Here is an 18,961-nt window from a genome sequence, read left to right as displayed (position 1 = left end):
ATATTCCGAAGATGTTGCACAGTATAAGCAGTAGATAGTTAAAAATACAGAGAGCTTTTAAAAATAGTCAGTTTCTTCTACAAAACTTTGCTATAAATCTGACTTATCCCAGTATTGATCTATGAATGTAATGACAGTAATTAACTCAGGTTTTTTAAGCTTTAGTGGATAGAAATAGATGGATCAATATTCACCCTTTGAATTAATATGAGTGAAATCCAGCGGATTAATATCAGCGGCTATCGGTTGATAGGCTTGAGTAAAAGTCGGTGACATGCGTTTTGGTCGACCTGTTGCGATTTCAATACACGCCCATTTGGTATTTCCCGTGAATAAAACACTTTGGTCTTGAGGACGATAGAAAACGTATTGACGGAAAGAGTAGAGGGCATTGATATCATTCAACCAGGTGCGCAAGATAATTTTTTCGCCTTCAAACGCCGCTTTTCGATATTGCACATGATGTTCAATTGCCACCATTGCATGCTTCAGCTCGAGATATTGCTTGAGTCCCAAACCTAAGGCTTCAATATGAGCAGTCGCCACTTCCTGTATCCACTGCATATACACCACATTATTCACATGCCCCAAACTGTCAATATGATCTGATTGAACGGTCATTTCTAAATCAAAAACTGTGCTCATCTATTCTTTAAATCCTTACTCGTTGCAAAAATTTCGTTCAAGGAAATACAGTCTACGTAATTTCAGGATCGAGTAAAATTGCAAAATATAAAAAACCACTCATTTTTCAGAGTGGTTTCGAGCTTACCTCATTTACGTTACTCAATACGCATACCTAAAATAGCACGTTGATCTCGACGAATAATCGAAACACGTGCAATTGAACCTTTTTTCAATTCAGACACAGATTTAATAAAATCAGTACTGTTGAGAATGTTTTTATTGTTGATTTGAGTAATGATATCTCCGGCAGTCATACGCGATTGTGCAGCAATACCGCCGCGTTTCACTTCCTCTACTAAAATACCACCTTTAATATTCAACTGCGTTTGTTCTACAGCAGTTAAATTACGAATGCTAACACCGATAACTGGACCTTTCTGTTCAGCAGTTTGTTCCACTTTTGCAGGGGTATCATCTGGAGCAGTGGTTAATGTTGCTGAGATATTACGGATTTTATCATCGCGTAAAACTTGCAATTGAATATTTTGATTCGGTGTGGTTCGGTTTAGGTAATTGAGCAAATCCGAAGTTCTTGAAATGGGTGACCCATTATATTTCAAGATCACATCGCCCGACTTGAAGCCTGCTTTGGCTGCCGGAGAATTTGGTGCCACCTGGGTTATCAGTGCACCTTCAGGTTTGGAAAGTTTATAAGATTCTGCAAGGGTACGATCGATATCTTGCAGCATTACGCCTAAGTATGAACGTGTCACCTTACCATTCTTTTTCAACTGCTCTGCCACATCCATTGCCACATCAATCGGAATAGAGAAGGACAAGCCCATATATCCACCTGTCCCACTAAAGATCCGTGAGTTCACCCCAACCACTTCACCATTTTGATTAAATAATGGACCACCCGAATTTCCCGGGTTTAAAGCTACATCGGTTTGAATAAATGGAACTGAGGTTTCTCCCATCATGTTGCGCATTTTCGCACTGACAATGCCGGCAGAAGCTGAATAGTCAAAACCAAATGGTGAACCAATGGCCAGTACTGGCTCTCCCACTCTGAGTCGATCAACATTACCCGTACGTAATTCAGGGAAATTCGAGCCATTAACTTTGAGAAGCGCAACATCTGTACGCTCGTCACTTCCGACAACAGTCGCATCAATCTCACGGCGATCATTTAACATAATGGTCACTTTAGAAGCATCTTCTACCACATGGTGATTCGTCAATAAATAACCATCTTTGCTAATAAAGAACGCACTGCCAAAAGCCGTTTTATCTTGGGGTGCCTGTTGTTGAGGAATGATCACCCGATTACCGAAGAAACGTTTTAATATTTCAGGAACTTGCTGCTGCAGCAATTCTTGCTCTGTCATTTTTTTAACGACATTTACACTGACAACTGCAGGACTGACTTGCTCAACTAAATTAGAAAAGTCTACTGACGATGCTGCTTGGGTTTGCAATGCCGCCATGGTAAACACCGCAGCATAAATTCCTTTTTGTACATAGCGATTTTTCATATAAAGCATTCGCTCCATTTCGTTGTAAATATGGGTAGACCGTTTTTAGCATAAACTTTGTCTACCTGGTGTAATAAGATGTTTAATTATATTTGTATAAACAACAGCTTAATTATTTCTTAAAAGTTTGTTGGTTTATTAATTTTTCTCATCATACATTAGCATATTAGCTCTTGTTTTTTGATCAAAAAAGCGTTGTTATTACCAAACTTTTTTTCCAATTAGCTGATGGACATGTCTAATTTAACTACTACGCATCATTTTGATGTGATCATTGTGGGAAGTGGTGGTGCTGGTTTAAGTCTGGCTTTATCGCTCCCTGATCATTTCAATATTGCAGTTTTGGCAAAATCAACTCTAACAGATGCAAGTACTTTTTATGCCCAAGGTGGTGTCGCGGCTGTTCTAGATAAAACTGATTCAATTGAACAGCACATTGATGACACCATGATTGCAGGTGCGCAGTTATGTGAGATTGAAGCGGTTAAACAAACGGTGGAAGGCGGCAAGCCCTCGGTTGATTTCCTTTTAAAACATGGTGTTCAATTCACCTTAGACGAACAAGAACAACTGCATTTAACTCGTGAAGGTGGCCATTCACAGCGCCGTATTATCCATGCAGCAGATGCAACCGGTCGTGCCATTTCAACCACCCTCGTTGAACGAGCTCAAGAAAAAAAGAACATTAGCATTTTTGAAAATTACATTGCCATTGATTTGATTACTTCACAGAAATTAGGGATGAAAGATCAAGGCAACCGCGCTCTGGGCTTATACGCTTTAGACGAAAAAACTGAAAAAGTGCATACCTTCTTAGCACCCTCTACCGCTTTGGCGTGTGGTGGAGCCATGAAAGCCTATCTATATACTTCTAATCCGGATATTGCCACCGGTGATGGGATTGCCATGGCTTATCGTGCTGGCTGTCGTGTGGCCAATATGGAATTCAACCAGTTCCACCCCACTTGTCTTTATCATCCTCAAGCACGTTCATTTTTGATTACTGAAGCCATGCGTGGTGAAGGGGCTTATTTACGCTTACCGGATGGTGAACGTTTCATGCTGCGTTTTGACGAACGCGCTGAACTGGCACCGCGTGACATTGTGGCACGTGCCATTGACTATGAAATCAAGCGTTTGGGAATTCGTCATGTCTGGCTCGATATCACGCATAAACCGGCCGAGTTTGTGAAGGAACATTTCCCTACCTTATATGCCCGTCTATTGGAACTGGGCATCGACATCACCACAGAAATGATTCCGGTCGTTCCTGCTGCACACTATACTTGTGGCGGTGTGGTGGTCGATGAACACAGCCAGACGGATATTGAAGGACTATATGCGATTGGGGAAACTTCATATACTGGCTTACATGGTGCTAACCGAATGGCCAGCAACTCACTTTTAGAATGTTTTGTGTATGGCATGAGTGCTGCAAAACATATTGAAAGTCAGTTTGATACCCAATATAAATCTCCCGATGTACCTGCTTGGGATGATTCTCAGGCGATGCATCCAGATGAAGATGTAGTCATTCTACAAAACTGGGATGAACTGCGGCAGACCATGTGGAACTATGTCGGCATTGTTCGTACCACGAAACGTTTGGAACGTGCGCTACACCGTATTGAAATGCTGAAACGGGAAATCACCGAGTATTATCACGATTACCAAGTCAGTAAAAACCTGATTGAACTGCGTAATCTGGTTTTGGTGTCCGAGATGATTGTGCGCTGTGCCATGGAGCGTAAAGAATCACGCGGTCTGCACTTTACTTTGGATTACCCTGAATTGTCAGATGAGTTGCGTAAAACCATTCTAATCCCACCTAGCTTTCAAGTGGAAACACCATTGGTGAATGCTGAAGCCTAATTTTTAAAAATTATAAAATCAGTAAAAAGCCGAACATGTTTGTTTGGCTTTTTAATGCTGCATAACCTTTATTTATCGCTGAGGCGGTATGGAATAAGTGCTTACAGCATGGGCAATCGGTTCTTCCGAATCAATCGAATACAACCATACATCTCCGACTATCAGTGCCTTGCCGACTTTCATTAGTTTGCAAACTGCACGAATATCCTGTTCTGCTGTAGGTTTTCTTAAAAAATTGATGGATAAACTGGTGGTGACTGCCAACGCGACAATGCCGATCTCGCCCAGTATTGCAGTATATAGCGCATAATCGGCAGCAGTCATCATGGTCGGCCCCGATACTGTTCCACCCGGTCTTAAATCAGCAGCACCCACATGATAAATAATGGATGCGCCTTTTTCAGTCACTGATTCTATTTCACATTTTTCCAGACTTTGTGGAAACTCAGTCTGTAAAAAAGCAATAATTTCGGCCTTGGTACTTTTCATTTATATTTCATCTTCATCCCTGATGATACTGAATATAAAAGAATAAACCATCTTAAGCACTGATCTTTTTGATCTTTGTTTCAATCTACAAAGTTATTTCAGATAGATCATTGCCTGCTCAAACACCTGATCTGGTGTTTGAGTGGCATCTAAGCGCTTAATCCGTTCACCTTGTTTTTCCCAAAGTTCCTGATAACCCGAGCGTACTTTCTCAAAAAAAGTGGCTTTTTCTTGTTCAAAACGATCCAGTGCTCCACGCTCACGCGCACGCGACATGCCCAGTTCAGTCGGTGCATCGAGCCAAAACGTGATATTCGGCATATGTGAGACAAAATTTGCATTCAATAACTGCAATTTTTCTTTGCTTAAGCCACGCCCCGCACATTGATAGGCAAAACTGGCATCGGTAAAACGGTCACACAGCACCGTTTTACCTGCGGACAAGGCAGGCACAATCACTTGCTGCAAATGTTGTGCGCGGGCAGCATACATGAGTAGCAATTCAGTATCATTGGCCATGCTTTCTTCATGATTAACTGACAACAGTAGCGAACGGATCTGTTCTGCCATCGGTGTGCCACCCGGCTCACGAGTAAGCACCACTTGCTGACCTTGCTGTTCTAAATAGTCATAAATTTTACGAATGAGTGTGGTTTTCCCGACACCTTCAGTGCCTTCAAAACTAATAAACATCCATCACTCCTTCTTCGATTTTAAAACTGACAAGTAATCCTGCACTGCACGATTATGCTCATCTAAACTTGCCGTAAATTTATGCCCCCCATTACCTGTTGCCACAAAATAGATATTATTTGAGGCATCGGGATGCATTGTAGCTTCAATGGCTTTTTGACTGGGTAACGCAATTGGAGTTGGTGGTAAACCATTATTGGTATAAGTGTTATAAGAAGTCGGTGTACGCAAGTCTGTGCGGGTGATATTGCCTTTATAATTATCTCCCATCCCATAAATAACAGTAGGATCTGTTTGCAGACGCATGCCCATTTTTAAGCGGCGGACAAACACACCGGAAACCTGTTCAAGCTCACGATCCAGACTGGTTTCTTTTTCAATAATTGAAGCCATAATCAAAGCTTCATATTTATCTTTATAAGGTAAATCGGTTGCACGATTGGCCCAGGCAGTATCTAAAGATTTCATTTGACGGTTATACAAATCTGTCAGAATTTTTCTATCTGTTTCACCTTTGGCAAAGAAATAGGTATCCGGCGCAAAAAGGCCTTCAGGATGATTAAATGGAATATTCAATGCTTGCAGCATTTGCTCCTGTGGCAGATTCAGCACTTCTTTAGTCACTAGATCATCTTTTTTCAATCTTTCAATTAGCTGTTTGAACGTTGTGCCTTCAATCACCAGAATACGATTCATTTGTGCATTTTCAGCGTTTGATACCATATCCATCACTTGACGAATCGTCATGCCCTGACGCACTTCATATACACCGGCTTTCATGCTGTCATGAATCACGATTTTTTGATAAAGCTTCAATACAATTGGGAAACTGACTTTATTTTCCTGAGCTAAACGATCAATAAAGCCTGAATAGGTATCTCCATTTCCAATCGCCAGCATCTGCTTTTGACCTTGAACTGGGTAAGCCTTAAATAAGCTTGACCATAAGATGACTGAAGCCATCACCACAAAACCCAGGAATAAAATAATCAAACCTTTCAATGGAAACACTTTTGTGGCTTTCTTTTTTGAATTTTTCTGTGTGCTGGACATATTAACGAATCTGAGTCAATTGAAGGTTATTAAACAGTTCAATACAGGCTTGAACATTCATAGTTTGCTGATTAAGTTCAGTCACAACTTTCATTGGACTTAAGGCATTACAGAAAAACAGACTTTCAAATTTTGAAATTTCTTCCATATCAATAAAGCGCTGTTCGCAATGAATACCTTGTTGTTGCATACGAGATAATATCTCCGCGCGCATCACACCATGCACGCCATTATAACGAAGTTCTGGGGTAATCCATCTATTGTTTAAACGAATGAAACAATTACTGCTTACTCCTTCAACAACAGTGCCTTGCACATCGGTCACCAGTGCTTCCGCCCAGCCTTTTTGATCGGCCTCATTTTTTAATAATACCTGTTCCAAACGATTCAGGCTTTTTAAACCGACCAGGCTGGGCATGGTCAGTCCCAGTGCCTGTTGTAGTACCCCCGATTTTATTTTTTCAACTTGAAAATCATCAACAACCTTAGGATAAAAAAACACCCATACATCTGCCAGATGATCAGGCAGGCTGTATCCGCGCTGTCCTTCACCGCGGCTAATGATGATTTTAAGCGTGCCATTCACTTCCAGAAATTGTTGTTGCAATAAAGCCAAACTTTTTTGAATCAAGCTTAAATCTGCTTTTAACAGCAATTGTTCACAACTTAAATGCAGTCGCGCCATATGCAGGTTTTCAAGCTCAATTTTGCCATGCCGAACACGAGCAGTCGTAAAACAACCATCACCATAATGGAAGGCCCGATCCAATAATGAAATTTCGTTTACTTCCTCTGCATTCTTAAAACATGGCATAACAAAGCATCCTGTAAATGATAACTTAGTTTAAAACAGCCGCCTTAGATTAATAGCTTTTTTATTCATATCAAATTCGTTTCTTATTATTTTTTTAATAAAAAAGATGACGCTATGCTTTGTCTTGTTACAAAACATGAATAATTTAAATGTAAAGGATAGTAAAAATGCGCTCATTAAAAATCGGGGTTTTAGCAGCACTTATTTCGGCAACATCTTTTAGTGCGCTTGCAAAAGACTTTTTAAACGTTTCTTACGATCCAACCCGTGAACTGTATGAAAACTATAATAAAGAGTTTGGTGCATATTGGAAGAAAACCACAGGCCAAGAGATTAACTTCAAGCAATCACACGGCGGTTCCGGCAAACAGGCACGTTCAGTCATTGATGGTCTTGATGCAGACGTTGTGACTTTAGCACTGGCTGCAGATATTGATGCCATTGCAGAAAATACGAATCTTCTGCCAAAAGACTGGCAAAAAAAGTTTCCCAATAACTCCACCCCTTATACATCAACCATTGTATTTCTTGTACATAAAGGCAATCCGAAAGGTATTAAAGACTGGGGCGATCTGGTTAAACCCGGTGTAGGCATTATTACTCCTAACCCTAAAACGTCTGGCGGTGCACGCTGGAACTATTTAGCGGCTTGGGCTTGGGCGAAACATCAGCCAGGCGGTAACGATGCCAAAGCACAAGAATTCGTACGTCAAATCTATAAAAACACCAAAGTTCTCGACTCTGGTGCACGTGGAGCAACCACTACATTTGCTGAACGCGGTATTGGTGATGTCTTGTTGGCTTGGGAAAACGAAGCTCACTTGGCGATACGTGAACAGCCGGGCAAGTTTGAAATTGTGACGCCATCATTGTCTATTTTGGCTGAACCACCGGTGGCGATTGTAGAAAAAAATGCCGAGAAAGACGGCAACCTGAATTTAGCCAAAGCTTATCTCAACTATCTGTATTCACCTGCTGGTCAAACCATTGCTGCCAATAACTTTTATCGTCCACGCAATGCGGCTGTATTGGCAAAATACAAATCCGTATTCAAACCTTTGAAGCTTGTAACTATTGATAAAGAATTCGGTGGCTGGACCAAAGTTCAGAAACAACATTTTGATAATGGCGGCGTTTTTGACCAAATCGTGAAAGCTAATAGCACCAAATAATCTGGGAAGATCAAGAACAGTACTGGCTTTATTCATAAGGCCAGTGCTTTGGATACCGAACAGGCTTTATTTATCTCTTTTTTTCATATTAAATCCATTTTTTATTATTTTTTATGCATAAAGTATGGCGCTATTCTGCACTTATATTACAAAATAGTTAAGCATATTGAGGTTGGCATGAGCATTTCAGCAACATTAAGGTTAGGGGTTTTAGCCGCAGTTATCTCTGCAACATCTTTTAGTGCCCTGGCAAAAGACTTTTTAAATGTCTCATATGACCCTACGCGTGAACTTTATGAAGATATCAATAAACAGTTCGGCAAATACTGGGAAAGCCGCACAGGTCAAAAAATCAATTTCAAACAATCTCATGGTGGTTCTGGCAAACAGGCACGTGCAGTAATTGATGGTTTAGATGCTGATGTCGTGACGCTGGCTCTTGCTGCGGATATTGACGTGATTGAACAAAAAACCAAACTTCTTCCAGCTGACTGGCAAAAGAAACTTCCTCAAAACTCAACACCTTATACCTCTACCATCGTTTTCTTGGTACGTAAAGGCAATCCTAAAGGTCTAAAAGACTGGGGCGACTTGGTTAAACCGGGTGTAGGCATCATCACGCCAAATCCTAAAACGTCTGGCGGCGCACGTTGGAACTATTTAGCGGCATGGGCGTGGGCGAAACACCAACCGGGTGGCAACGATGCCAAAGCCCAAGAATTTGTGCGTAAAATTTATAAAAACACCAAAGTTCTCGATTCTGGTGCACGCGGTGCAACAACCACATTTGCTGAACGCGGCATTGGTGACGTATTACTGGCTTGGGAAAACGAAGCTCACTTAGCGCTTCGTGAACAACCGGGTAAATTTGAAATTGTAACGCCTAGCCTGTCCATTCTGGCTGAGCCACCGGTTGCGATTGTAGAAAAAAATGCCGAGAAAAAAGGTAACAAATACGTGGCGCAAGGTTACTTGAACTTCTTGTATTCACCATTGGGTCAAGAGATTTCAGCACGTAACTTTTACCGTCCACGTAATGCAAAAGTGTTAGCCAAATACAGCAATGTATTCAAGCCACTTAAACTTGTCACCATTGACCAGGAATTTGGTGGTTGGGATAAAGTTCAAAAAGCTCACTTTGAAAATGGTGGCATCTTTGACCAAATCGTAAAGGCAAATAGCGCGAAATAATCGTGCTGCAAAGATAGAGGAGCATCGACATGATTCATACCGTAATTGTTCCAGGCGTAGGTGGCAGCGAACATGCCCACTGGCAATCTTGGTTACAACGACAACTCATGTCATGCTCTCGTGTACAGCAACAGGATTGGAATGACCCGGTACTTGAAAACTGGATAAGCGAATTTGTAAATACTGTAACTCCAATTCAAGGTCAGATCCAAATCGTTGCGCATAGCTTTGGTTGCCTAACCACCGTTGCAGCATTGGCTCAGCATCCGGAATTAAATCAAAAAATTAAAAATTTGATTTTGGTTGCACCCGCAAATCCTGCACGTTTTGGTGAAGCTGGTTTCGCACGTGATAGTCAATCAGATTACAGTGCGTATTTCCACCAACTGAAAATTGCCGTACCGACCACTTTAATGATTAGTGAAAACGATCCTTGGTTAAATTTTGAAGATGCCAAATGCTTAGCCCAAGCATGGAAGCTCAATCCTATTAACTTAGGTCAAGTCGGACATATTAATGTTGCTTCTGGTTTTGGTCCATTTCCTGAAATTTATGATTATTTGATTTCAGAAAATGTACTGCAACATATCAATTTTTCTGATGAGAGCAAGTATTATTTTAAATTTGCAATTTGAAGTCTGCAAATTATGCTTGTGCCTAATTAAACTTTTATTTTTGCTGACTTAATTGGTCAGCATTTTCTCTTTTGAGGAGTAATCATGTCGCAGCGATCCCGAGTGCTGCCAGGATTTGGTCTTTCTCTAGGCTTTACCCTAGCGTATTTGTCATTAATTGTTCTTATTCCACTCTCTGCAGTGTTTATTAAATCACTGGGAATTGGTTGGGACGGTTTATGGGAAATTTTAAGTTCAGAACGTATCCTAAAATCTTTGCAGTTAAGTTTTAGTGCCGCACTTATTGCTGCCTTAGTCAATGTAGTATTTGGTTTGTTACTGGCATGGTGTCTGGTTCGTTACAGCTTTCCTGGTAAACGGATTATTGATGCTTTAGTCGACTTACCTTTTGCCTTACCAACCGCAGTTGCCGGTATCGCCCTGACATCTTTATATGCGCCTACAGGCTGGATTGGTCAGTACCTGGAGCCGATTGGTATTAAAGTGGCTTATACTCCGATAGGAATCACGCTTGCGCTGATTTTTATTGGCTTACCTTTCGTGGTTCGTACGGTACAGCCTGTTTTAAGTGATATGGAAACCGAACTGGAAGAAGCTGCATCAGCACTCGGCGCCAACCGTTTTCAGATTATAACTAAAATCATTTTGCCGATTCTGTTTCCTGCATTACTGACTGGTTTTGCATTGGCATTTGCACGTGGTGTCGGTGAATATGGTTCAGTGATCTTTATTGCCGGTAACCAGCCCTATGAAACTGAAATCGCGCCTTTGATGATTATTTCGCGTTTAGAAGAATATGATTACGCAGGTGCAACCACGATTGCGGTGGTGATGTTGTTAATTTCTTTTGCGATTTTATTCCTGATTAACTTGCTACAAGCGTGGGCAAGCCGCCGTACAGGGAGAACTGCACCATGAGTTTAACTACCAATAGCAATGCTTTAGCAGAAAAACTGCAATCTCGTGATGCAACCCGCGAACCGGCCTGGGTGCGTAATCTTCTGATTACCATTGCGCTGATCTTTTTCTTGAGCTGCCTGATTCTTCCGTTAATTTTGGTCTTTGTTGAAGCCTTTAAGCAAGGGGTTGCAGTTTATTTTCAAGCCCTGATCAATCCAGACACTTTATCTGCAGTAAAGTTGACTTTATTGACTGCTGCCATTGCCGTGCCATTAAACGTGGTGTTTGGTGTTGCTGCTGCCTGGTCTGTTGCAAAATTCAACTTCCACGGTAAATCCATTTTAACCACTATTATTGACATACCCTTCTCTGTATCGCCGGTTATTGCAGGTATGATGTTGGTGCTAATTTTTGGTACTCAAGGCTGGATGGGCAGTTGGCTGATGGATCATGACATTAAAGTGTTATATGCCGTGCCTGCCATTGTACTTGCAACCATCTTTATTACTGTTCCTTTTGTGGCTCGTGAATTGATTCCTTTAATGGAAGCGCAAGGCACCGAAGAAGAAGAAGCCGCGATTGTACTCGGTGCTTCTGGCTGGCAAACCTTCTGTAAAGTGACCTTGCCGAATATTAAATGGGGTCTGATTTACGGGGTGATTCTGTGTAATGCCCGTGCGATGGGCGAATTCGGTGCAGTATCGGTGGTGTCTGGTCACATTCGTGGTGAAACCAATACCTTACCGCTACACGTCGAAATTCTTTACAACGAATATACCTTTAGTGCTGCGTTTGCGGTGTCCTCGCTGTTGGCTTTACTTGCCATTGTGACCTTGATTTTAAAAACATGGGTTGAAATACGCCAAGAAAAGCAAAACAAACGCAATGAAGAGTCACAAGTTTCTTAAGGAATGACATCATGAGTATTCAAGTTAAAAATATTGAAAAACACTTCGGTGCATTCCATGCACTTAAAAATATATCACTGGATTTTCCAGATGGTCAGCTGGTGGCATTACTCGGTCCATCAGGCTGCGGCAAAACCACCCTGCTGCGCATTATCGCAGGCTTGGAGTCAGCGGATGGCGGTCAGGTGATTCTTGAAGGTGAAGACGCAACTGATGTACACGTTCGCGAACGTCAAGTGGGCTTCGTTTTCCAGCACTATGCATTGTTCCGTCATATGACTGTATTTGACAATATTGCTTTTGGTTTACGTGTTCGTCCGCGCTCGACGCGTCCTTCTGAAGCTGAAATCAAAAAACGTGTCACCCGTTTACTTGATTTGGTTCAACTCGGTTTCTTGGCGGATCGTTTCCCGGCTCAGTTATCAGGCGGTCAACGTCAACGTATTGCATTGGCCCGAGCACTCGCTGTTGAGCCTCGCGTACTGTTACTGGATGAGCCGTTTGGTGCTTTAGATGCCAAAGTGCGTAAAGAACTGCGTCGCTGGTTACGTACCTTACATGATGAATTGCATATCACCTCTATTTTTGTCACCCACGATCAGGAAGAAGCCTTAGAAGTGGCGGATCAAATTATCGTGATGAATAAAGGAAATGTAGAGCAAATTGGTTCACCACGTGAAGTTTATGAAAAACCGGCAACGCCGTTTGTTTTCGACTTTCTGGGTCAGGCCAATCGTTTCGAAGGTCAAAATCAGCAAGGCATCATTCATCTGGGTGAAGACCGTATTCAGTTACCACAGGTGAAAGATGCACCCCAAGGTGAAATCATTGCCTTTGCGCGTCCAAACGAACTCAGCATTCATGCCGCTCCGCAAGAAAATGCTATTCAAGCTACGTTCTTACGTGAAATCTGGATTGCCGGTAAAGTGCTTGCCGAACTTCAGGATCGCCAAGGTAATTTGATTGAAATTTCGCTTAGCTCTGAAGAGGCCAAATTACATCAATTCAAACCCAATCAAACTGTATGGTTAAGCCCATCTGCATTGCATTTATTTGCCAATGATGTCGCTTAAGAACAAATAGATGGGGCAAAACAAGCCCCATCCCCTTTTAAGGTATGCAGACTCATGAATTTCCAACAATTAAGAATTATTCGAGAAACCGTTAGACAAAATTTTAATTTAACTGAAGCTTCAGCAGCACTTTACACATCACAATCAGGGGTGAGTAAACACATTAAAGATTTGGAAGATGAACTGGGTGTGCAATTGTTTATCCGCAAAGGGAAACGTTTGCTGGGTTTAACTGAGCCGGGTCAGTCTTTACTGGGCATTGTTGAACGCATGCTGGTCGATGCAGACAACATCAAACGTCTTGCAGATGACTTTAACCGCGTCGATGAAGGCACGCTTACGATTGCAACTACACATACGCAAGCACGTTATGTGTTACCGCCGATTGTAAATCAATTTAAAAAAGAATTTCCAAAAGTACACCTGATTTTGCAACAGGCAAGTCCGGTTGAAATTACTGAAATGCTACTTCAAGGTGAAGCCGATATCGGTATTGCAACCGAGTCTTTAACCACTGAAGACAATCTTGCGAGTGTGCCTTTTTATACTTGGCAACACAGTATTATTACGCCACAAAATCATCCTTTGGCCAATAAAACAGATATTAGTTTAGAAGACTTGGCGCAATACCCGCTGATTACCTACCATGGCGGTTTTACCGGCCGTTCAAAAATTGACAAGGCCTTTGAAGAGGCAGGAATTGATGTCGATATTGTAATGTCAGCACTTGATGCCGACGTTATCAAAACCTATGTCGAACTGGATATGGGCGTCGGCATTGTCAACAATGTCGCTTATGATTCAGAACGTGACTACCGTTTAAAACAAATTCCAACCGATATTTTTGGCTTAAATACCACCTGGATTGCAGTACGTAAAGGTCATTTACTGCGCGGCTATGGTTATGAGTTTATTTCACTCTGCTCACCTGAAGCGGATATCAAAGCATTAAAACGAGTTGCTTATCCCGAGGATTGAAATCACATTTTTTAGATTAGGGATATTACAATATCCCTTTTTTAATTCTATCGAAGTATTTCTATTATTCTATTTATCTAATTTGAGACATCAAATCAAAGCCTTGCTCTATTTTTAGAACTCCACCATTACGCTTTATTTTTAACTGACTTGATTGAAACCCATATTTCAGAAAACAGCTATCGAAAATGATCTAGCCAGTTTATTTAGATCTTCTATCTTGGGTAAATAATTGATGCATTGCGTTAGCGCATTAAACTGAGTTAGTGCTTTTAATTAAAAGGATTTACTTTTCAACAGATAATCTGCAATAACTTAAACTTAAAAACTTAATTTTCGAAAATAAAAAACGAGCCGAAGCTCGTTTTTTTTAAAGAATGATAATTTTAACTTACCAGTGGTAGCTTACGCCTAATTTAGCTACCGGTAACCATGCGTATTTATCATCATTCGCTATTTCATTCGCTTCTCTATCTACTGCATCTTGAGCTAATACAGTATTACCTGCCACTGGGACTAAATTATTTTGTGTTAATTGAACATCTGGATTGCCTGTATAATAAGCACCGACTTCACCGAACACACCCCAGTTTTTATTAATTTTTGGTGCAAACCCTAGTCCTACGTAAGGAGCAATATCATTTTCATAAGACATTTTCCCACGTACATTTCCTTCTTGACCGGCAACACCTAATTGATAGTTATTACCGTCAATGCTTAAGGTCTCACCATTTCCGATACGTTTTTGTAAATCATATTGATTGTCAAGATAACCTACACCAGCAGCCATATATAAAGCTTGTGCCCAACGGTTTTCACTGGCACCCCAAGGACGAATCTCCGCATTTAAATAAGCTAGTTTGTTGTCCATATCTAGGTCATATTTCGTACCATTTACTGAAACATCATCAGTCCATGAAATGTCACCACCGTTATAACCAAGCGCTAAACCTACGTATGGGTTTGCAGTCCAAAGTAACGCACCACCATAACCTGTTGTACCTACTTCAGCACGAACACCTGTTGGAATAAGTTGATTGCGATCAAATGCATAACCATCTTGTACTACTGCATCGTCAGCCATCGCTGTACCGGCAAGAGCTGTTAGTACAGTTGCTGCTAAAATCGTACTTAAAGTTTTCATCGTGTTTCTCCTCAAAATGGCTTATTTCATCATTAATGTTTTTTTCGTATTTAAACTATAAAAGATAAAGAGTTTATGTTTTATTCAAAATTTGCTTACTTTTGTTAAATTTTGATACAAATACTATTTATCATTGATTAGTAATGATTTTTTATATAGATAATTTTATATTATTGGATGAAATCTCTATATCAAGCTTAATAAGATATTGCATTAATCACTGTATTGTTTGCGTTGTGTTAACGCATTAATACTTTACAAACCTCTCAAATAAATCTCTCGCATTTTGGTGAGTAAAGCCTTCCAGATAGGTTTAATAATTAATTCCGATCTAAAGCCACTTTTTCATCTATTTTTGTCTCAATATAGTGTAAAATCTTGGGAAATTTTTTTGGAAATGGAAGATCATGTCTCAGCTTTCAACAATCATTGAACAAGCTTTTGAAGATCGTGCTAATTTCACAGCGGCTGATTGCCCTGCTGAAGTGCGCAGCGCTGTAGAAGAAGCTATTGCTGGCCTAGATAACGGCTCACTTCGTGTAGCTGAAAAAATTGATGGTGAATGGATTGTTCACCAATGGCTTAAAAAAGCAGTTTTGTTATCTTTTAAACTAAATGACAACAAAACCATTGAGTCTGGTGATCTTCGTTTCTACGACAAGGTAGATACCAAGTTTGGCGATTGGACTGAAGAACAGTTTAAAGCTGCTGGCGTGCGTGTTGTGCCACCTGCTGTGGCTCGTAAAGGTTCATTCCAGGCAAAAAATGTGGTATTGATGCCTTCTTATGTCAACATTGGTGCTTACGTTGATGAAGGCACCATGGTTGATACATGGGCAACTGTAGGTTCATGTGCACAAATTGGTAAAAATGTACATTTGTCGGGCGGTGTGGGTATTGGTGGCGTACTTGAACCACTTCAGGCAAATCCAACTATTATTGAAGACAACTGCTTTATCGGTGCACGTTCTGAGATCGTTGAAGGTGTAATTGTTGAAGAAGGTTCTGTGATTTCAATGGGGGTATTCATTGGCCAATCGACTAAAATCTTTGACCGCGCAACTGGCGAAATCCACTACGGTCGCGTTCCTGCAGGTTCTGTAGTTGTTTCTGGTAGCCTTCCTTCTAAAGATGGTACTTGCAACTTATATGCTGCAATCATCGTGAAAAAAGTTGATGCGAAAACGCGTGCTAAAACCAGCCTAAACGATTTATTACGCGAAGACTAAGTCTTTAATTTACACGGAAAATTTGTGTTTCTCGGAGCTTTAGCCACTCCTCGTCTCTACGGTCAGACATGGTCGTAGAGATTTTTGTTTTTGTACTTTCATGTTTTTTGGTGTGGTAATTTTTTGTTATGAATACTCTTCGCTCTTCTGCTATTCCTGTTTCTGATCCGTCTGCGGGTTTACGCATCACGGAGATTTTCTATTCATTACAAGGTGAAGCCAACGCTGCCGGTTTGCCAACAGTGTTTATTCGTTTAACGGGTTGCCCTTTACGCTGCACTTATTGTGATACTACTTATTCTTTTGAAGGTGGTGAACGCCAATCACTAGACGACATCATTAAAACAACACTCGATTTTAAAACCCCCTATATTTGCGTGACGGGTGGTGAACCGCTGGCTCAGCCAAATGCCCTACCTCTGATGCAACGTTTAGCCGATTTGGGCTGTGAAGTCTCACTTGAGACCAGTGGTGCTTTAGATGTATCTAAAGTTGATCCGCGTATTTCTAAAGTGCTCGATTTAAAAACCCCAACTTCTGGTGAAGTCGCACGAAATTTGCTTAGTAATCTTGATCATTTGACTCAGCACGACCAAATCAAGTTTGTAATTTGTAATCGTGAAGACTATCAATGGTCAAAACAACAAGTTGAACAATACAAACTTGCCGACAAGGTTAGCACCGTATGGTTCTCTCCTGCATTTGCAGTTGAAAAAGGTGTGGTTCGATTACCTCAACTTGCGCGTGATTTAGCACAATGGATTTTAGAAGACCATCTCCCTGTTCGTTTCCAGCTACAATTGCATAAATTGCTCTGGAATGATGAAACTGGTCGTTAATTTATTTCTGTTTTTGAATACATATATTTGTTTGGAGATTTGAATATGCGCTCTCGTGCCATAGTTTTGTTATCTGGCGGCTTAGACTCAACAACTTGTTTGGCTTGGGCGCAAGCACGTTATGAATGTATTGCCATCAGTTTTATGTATGGTCAACGTTCTACCACTGAACTTGATGCTGCTAGAGTATTAACACAGCGTGCTGGAGTAGAACATCGCGTCATTAATATTGATTTAGGTAACCTCGGTGGCTCTGCATTAACAGACCATAGCATTGATGTTCCAGATCATGAACAAGAAGGTATTCCTGTAACTTATGTTCCAGCACGTAACACGATATTTCTGTCCTATGCGCTTGCTGCCGCAGAAGTGTTTGGTGCAGAAGCGATTGTAATTGGTATCAATGCCGTTGATTATTCAGGTTATCCTGACTGTCGCCCTGAATTTATTGATTCTTTTGAACGCATGGCCCGCCTTGCAACCAAGGTAGGTGTGGAAGGTAAACCTCTAAAATTTGAAACACCTCTGTTACATTTATCCAAAGCAAATATTATTCGCTTAGGTATAGAACATGGCGTAGACTACAGTCAAACGGTGTCTTGCTACCAAGCAGACGACCAAGGACGTGCTTGTGGCAAATGCGATAGTTGCCGTTTACGCAAACAAGGTTTTGCTGATGCAGGTATCGCAGATCCAACACGTTATATACCGTCATAACAGGGTAACAATACATGAAAAATTTGAAATCAAACATTATTCTTTCTACATTAGTTTCTGCTGTAGCATTCATGGCAACTGCTTCAAATGCTGCAGAAACAAACAAGCTCCAAGAAGCTTATAAAAGCACTAATGTAAAATCTGCTTTAATTAATGTTTGTAAAGATGAAACAGGCAAAAGTAAAAAATTATCAGCTGCAGAAGTAAGCAAATATTGTACTTGTGCGGTTGAGGCGGACGGTAAATTAACCAATGCTCAAAAATGGGAAATTCAAAGTACCGTTAACCAGAAGAAAAGCCCAGCTACTTTAGCTTTTGTTCAAAAACAAAATAAAGATCTTCAAGCTTGTTTTGGTCCACAACTTACAGGCAAGCTTAAAAGCTTAACTGAAGAAGCAATGAAATCTGCTCAACAACCTAAAAAGTAACTTGATTTGGATTCAATAAAAGCCTGCAATTGCAGGCTTTTTATTACTGAAAATTTACCTGGCGAACTTCAGCATAAGTATGCATAAATTCGCTATCATGTCCGTATAAATTCAAGATCAATATGACAAATTCAACTTTGTAAGGATCAAGACATGTCTGATATCAGTCTCCTCAATCAAACCTTCCCTACCACCACGGATGAAATTAATCTGACCGAAATTCCGACTGAATGGCTAATTGTGTATTTTTATCCAAAGGATTCAACCCCGGGCTGTACCACACAAGCGATAGGTTTTTCATGTCTAAAAGATCAATTTGATGCTTTAGATACCACTATTTTGGGCATTTCACGCGACTCTGTTAAAGCGCATCAGAACTTTACCGAAAAGCAGAATCTGACCATTAATCTGATCAGTGACAAAGAAGAAATACTGTGCAAGCACTTTGATGTGATTAAAGAAAAAAACATGTATGGCAAACAGGTGATGGGTATTGAACGCTCAACCTTTATTTTCCATAATCGCAAACTAGTCAAAGAATACCGTAAAGTCAAAGCTGCAGGTCATGCAGAACAGGTATTGGAAGACTTAAAAGCCCTCCAGGTAGCTTGATAGTATTACCACTAAATTTATAAAAGCCCAAAGCTTTGGGCTTTTATTC

20 protein-coding genes are annotated in these 18,961 nt (G+C 40.8%); 13 read left to right on the top strand and 7 right to left on the bottom strand.

From position 1 onward, the window contains the following. Positions 1-183: 183 nt before the first annotated feature. Together AC3CAU_RS12125 and AC3CAU_RS12120 are read right to left on the bottom strand one after the other, a co-directional pair. On the bottom strand, positions 184-645 hold the full coding sequence (locus tag AC3CAU_RS12125; protein WP_447053380.1) for an acyl-CoA thioesterase: 462 nt from the start codon (positions 643-645) through the stop codon (positions 184-186). A gap of 137 nt (positions 646-782) precedes the next feature. Beyond that, positions 783-2,165 carry a Do family serine endopeptidase gene (locus tag AC3CAU_RS12120; protein WP_447053381.1) on the bottom strand — a complete coding sequence of 461 codons (1,383 nt, stop codon included), beginning with the start codon at positions 2,163-2,165 and terminating at the stop codon, positions 783-785. A gap of 228 nt (positions 2,166-2,393) precedes the next feature. Between AC3CAU_RS12120 and nadB the strand changes: the two genes are divergently transcribed. Further along, entirely contained in the window at positions 2,394-4,037 is a 1,644-nt protein-coding gene (nadB, locus tag AC3CAU_RS12115) for an L-aspartate oxidase (RefSeq protein WP_165494018.1), read from the top strand. Between the two features lie 72 nt (positions 4,038-4,109). On the opposite strand, the gene AC3CAU_RS12110 is transcribed toward nadB, so the two are convergent. The 4 genes from AC3CAU_RS12110 to pabC all read right to left on the bottom strand — a co-directional run bounded on the left by AC3CAU_RS12110 (position 4,110) and on the right by pabC (position 7,086). After that, a complete protein-coding gene (locus AC3CAU_RS12110) occupies positions 4,110-4,526 on the bottom strand; it encodes a PaaI family thioesterase (protein ID WP_447053382.1) in 417 nt (138 codons plus the stop codon). A gap of 93 nt (positions 4,527-4,619) precedes the next feature. Continuing rightward, positions 4,620-5,219: a dTMP kinase gene (tmk, locus tag AC3CAU_RS12105; protein ID WP_447053383.1), complete on the bottom strand. Its 600-nt coding sequence runs from the start codon at positions 5,217-5,219 to the stop codon at positions 4,620-4,622. 3 nt (positions 5,220-5,222) lie between these two features. Beyond that, the gene (gene mltG / locus AC3CAU_RS12100) at positions 5,223-6,272 is read right to left on the bottom strand and encodes an endolytic transglycosylase MltG (RefSeq protein WP_447053384.1); all 1,050 of its coding nucleotides are present in this window, start codon (positions 6,270-6,272) and stop codon (positions 5,223-5,225) included. Between the two features lies 1 nt (position 6,273). Next, a complete protein-coding gene (gene pabC / locus AC3CAU_RS12095) occupies positions 6,274-7,086 on the bottom strand; it encodes an aminodeoxychorismate lyase (protein ID WP_447053385.1) in 813 nt (270 codons plus the stop codon). Positions 7,087-7,253: 167 nt separating this feature from the next. On the opposite strand from pabC, the gene AC3CAU_RS12090 reads away from it, so the two are divergent. From AC3CAU_RS12090 to AC3CAU_RS12060, 7 genes are all read left to right on the top strand, one after another. Further along, on the top strand, positions 7,254-8,258 hold the full coding sequence (locus tag AC3CAU_RS12090; RefSeq protein WP_447053386.1) for a sulfate ABC transporter substrate-binding protein: 1,005 nt from the start codon (positions 7,254-7,256) through the stop codon (positions 8,256-8,258). A 177-nt stretch (positions 8,259-8,435) separates the two neighbouring features. Next, a complete protein-coding gene (locus AC3CAU_RS12085) occupies positions 8,436-9,449 on the top strand; it encodes a sulfate ABC transporter substrate-binding protein (RefSeq protein ID WP_447053387.1) in 1,014 nt (337 codons plus the stop codon). A gap of 29 nt (positions 9,450-9,478) precedes the next feature. Next, on the top strand, positions 9,479-10,084 hold the full coding sequence (locus AC3CAU_RS12080; RefSeq protein ID WP_131214833.1) for an alpha/beta hydrolase: 606 nt from the start codon (positions 9,479-9,481) through the stop codon (positions 10,082-10,084). A gap of 84 nt (positions 10,085-10,168) precedes the next feature. Continuing rightward, on the top strand, positions 10,169-11,002 hold the full coding sequence (gene cysT, locus AC3CAU_RS12075; protein WP_131214835.1) for a sulfate ABC transporter permease subunit CysT: 834 nt from the start codon (positions 10,169-10,171) through the stop codon (positions 11,000-11,002). Continuing rightward, positions 10,999-11,892, top strand: a complete 894-nt coding sequence (gene cysW, locus AC3CAU_RS12070; protein WP_447053388.1) for a sulfate ABC transporter permease subunit CysW — start codon at positions 10,999-11,001, stop codon at positions 11,890-11,892. The genes cysT and cysW overlap by 4 nt, the downstream gene beginning before the upstream one ends. 11 nt (positions 11,893-11,903) lie before the next feature. Then, complete coding sequence (locus tag AC3CAU_RS12065; RefSeq protein ID WP_131214839.1) at positions 11,904-12,965, top strand: sulfate/molybdate ABC transporter ATP-binding protein; 1,062 nt, start codon at positions 11,904-11,906, stop codon at positions 12,963-12,965. A 54-nt stretch (positions 12,966-13,019) separates the two neighbouring features. Further along, positions 13,020-13,943: a CysB family HTH-type transcriptional regulator gene (locus AC3CAU_RS12060; RefSeq protein ID WP_131214841.1), complete on the top strand. Its 924-nt coding sequence runs from the start codon at positions 13,020-13,022 to the stop codon at positions 13,941-13,943. A gap of 391 nt (positions 13,944-14,334) precedes the next feature. Here AC3CAU_RS12060 and carO read toward each other — a convergent pair whose 3' ends face one another. Next, positions 14,335-15,087, bottom strand: coding sequence for an ornithine uptake porin CarO (carO, locus tag AC3CAU_RS12055; protein ID WP_424618895.1), 753 nt, complete (start codon positions 15,085-15,087; stop codon positions 14,335-14,337). 407 nt (positions 15,088-15,494) lie between these two features. Here carO and dapD point away from each other — a divergent pair, with 407 nt between their 5' ends. From dapD to AC3CAU_RS12030, 5 genes are all read left to right on the top strand, one after another. Further along, a complete protein-coding gene (dapD, locus tag AC3CAU_RS12050) occupies positions 15,495-16,316 on the top strand; it encodes a 2,3,4,5-tetrahydropyridine-2,6-dicarboxylate N-succinyltransferase (RefSeq protein ID WP_131214845.1) in 822 nt (273 codons plus the stop codon). 128 nt (positions 16,317-16,444) lie between these two features. Then, positions 16,445-17,155, top strand: a complete 711-nt coding sequence (gene queE, locus AC3CAU_RS12045) for a 7-carboxy-7-deazaguanine synthase QueE (protein WP_447053389.1) — start codon at positions 16,445-16,447, stop codon at positions 17,153-17,155. 45 nt (positions 17,156-17,200) lie between these two features. Next, on the top strand, positions 17,201-17,872 hold the full coding sequence (gene queC / locus AC3CAU_RS12040) for a 7-cyano-7-deazaguanine synthase QueC (protein ID WP_447053390.1): 672 nt from the start codon (positions 17,201-17,203) through the stop codon (positions 17,870-17,872). A gap of 14 nt (positions 17,873-17,886) precedes the next feature. Continuing rightward, positions 17,887-18,300 carry a hypothetical protein gene (locus tag AC3CAU_RS12035; RefSeq protein WP_131214851.1) on the top strand — a complete coding sequence of 138 codons (414 nt, stop codon included), beginning with the start codon at positions 17,887-17,889 and terminating at the stop codon, positions 18,298-18,300. Positions 18,301-18,453: 153 nt separating this feature from the next. Then, positions 18,454-18,912, top strand: a complete 459-nt coding sequence (locus AC3CAU_RS12030) for a peroxiredoxin (protein WP_447053391.1) — start codon at positions 18,454-18,456, stop codon at positions 18,910-18,912. Positions 18,913-18,961 lie beyond the last annotated feature (49 nt).

It is taken from the genome of Acinetobacter sp. GG23 (genome assembly GCF_057766365.1).
This window is presented reverse-complemented; position numbering and strand designations above follow the sequence as displayed.

What these genes read in the sequence shown, in the direction of transcription:
- pabC (WP_447053385.1), bottom strand. Translation starts at nt 7,086, where the DNA reads ATGCCATGTTTTAAGAATGCAGAGGAAGTAAACGAAATTTCATTATTG.
- AC3CAU_RS12080 (WP_131214833.1), top strand. Translation starts at nt 9,479, where the DNA reads ATGATTCATACCGTAATTGTTCCAGGCGTAGGTGGCAGCGAACATGCC.
- nadB (WP_165494018.1), top strand. Translation starts at nt 2,394, where the DNA reads ATGGACATGTCTAATTTAACTACTACGCATCATTTTGATGTGATCATT.
- cysT (WP_131214835.1), top strand. Translation starts at nt 10,169, where the DNA reads ATGTCGCAGCGATCCCGAGTGCTGCCAGGATTTGGTCTTTCTCTAGGC.
- AC3CAU_RS12065 (WP_131214839.1), top strand. Translation starts at nt 11,904, where the DNA reads ATGAGTATTCAAGTTAAAAATATTGAAAAACACTTCGGTGCATTCCAT.
- cysW (WP_447053388.1), top strand. Translation starts at nt 10,999, where the DNA reads ATGAGTTTAACTACCAATAGCAATGCTTTAGCAGAAAAACTGCAATCT.
- AC3CAU_RS12030 (WP_447053391.1), top strand. Translation starts at nt 18,454, where the DNA reads ATGTCTGATATCAGTCTCCTCAATCAAACCTTCCCTACCACCACGGAT.
- AC3CAU_RS12090 (WP_447053386.1), top strand. Translation starts at nt 7,254, where the DNA reads ATGCGCTCATTAAAAATCGGGGTTTTAGCAGCACTTATTTCGGCAACA.
- carO (WP_424618895.1), bottom strand. Translation starts at nt 15,087, where the DNA reads ATGAAAACTTTAAGTACGATTTTAGCAGCAACTGTACTAACAGCTCTT.
- AC3CAU_RS12125 (WP_447053380.1), bottom strand. Translation starts at nt 645, where the DNA reads ATGAGCACAGTTTTTGATTTAGAAATGACCGTTCAATCAGATCATATT.
- mltG (WP_447053384.1), bottom strand. Translation starts at nt 6,272, where the DNA reads ATGTCCAGCACACAGAAAAATTCAAAAAAGAAAGCCACAAAAGTGTTT.
- queE (WP_447053389.1), top strand. Translation starts at nt 16,445, where the DNA reads ATGAATACTCTTCGCTCTTCTGCTATTCCTGTTTCTGATCCGTCTGCG.
- AC3CAU_RS12060 (WP_131214841.1), top strand. Translation starts at nt 13,020, where the DNA reads ATGAATTTCCAACAATTAAGAATTATTCGAGAAACCGTTAGACAAAAT.
- AC3CAU_RS12120 (WP_447053381.1), bottom strand. Translation starts at nt 2,165, where the DNA reads ATGAAAAATCGCTATGTACAAAAAGGAATTTATGCTGCGGTGTTTACC.
- queC (WP_447053390.1), top strand. Translation starts at nt 17,201, where the DNA reads ATGCGCTCTCGTGCCATAGTTTTGTTATCTGGCGGCTTAGACTCAACA.
- AC3CAU_RS12110 (WP_447053382.1), bottom strand. Translation starts at nt 4,526, where the DNA reads ATGAAAAGTACCAAGGCCGAAATTATTGCTTTTTTACAGACTGAGTTT.
- AC3CAU_RS12085 (WP_447053387.1), top strand. Translation starts at nt 8,436, where the DNA reads ATGAGCATTTCAGCAACATTAAGGTTAGGGGTTTTAGCCGCAGTTATC.
- dapD (WP_131214845.1), top strand. Translation starts at nt 15,495, where the DNA reads ATGTCTCAGCTTTCAACAATCATTGAACAAGCTTTTGAAGATCGTGCT.
- tmk (WP_447053383.1), bottom strand. Translation starts at nt 5,219, where the DNA reads ATGTTTATTAGTTTTGAAGGCACTGAAGGTGTCGGGAAAACCACACTC.
- AC3CAU_RS12035 (WP_131214851.1), top strand. Translation starts at nt 17,887, where the DNA reads ATGAAAAATTTGAAATCAAACATTATTCTTTCTACATTAGTTTCTGCT.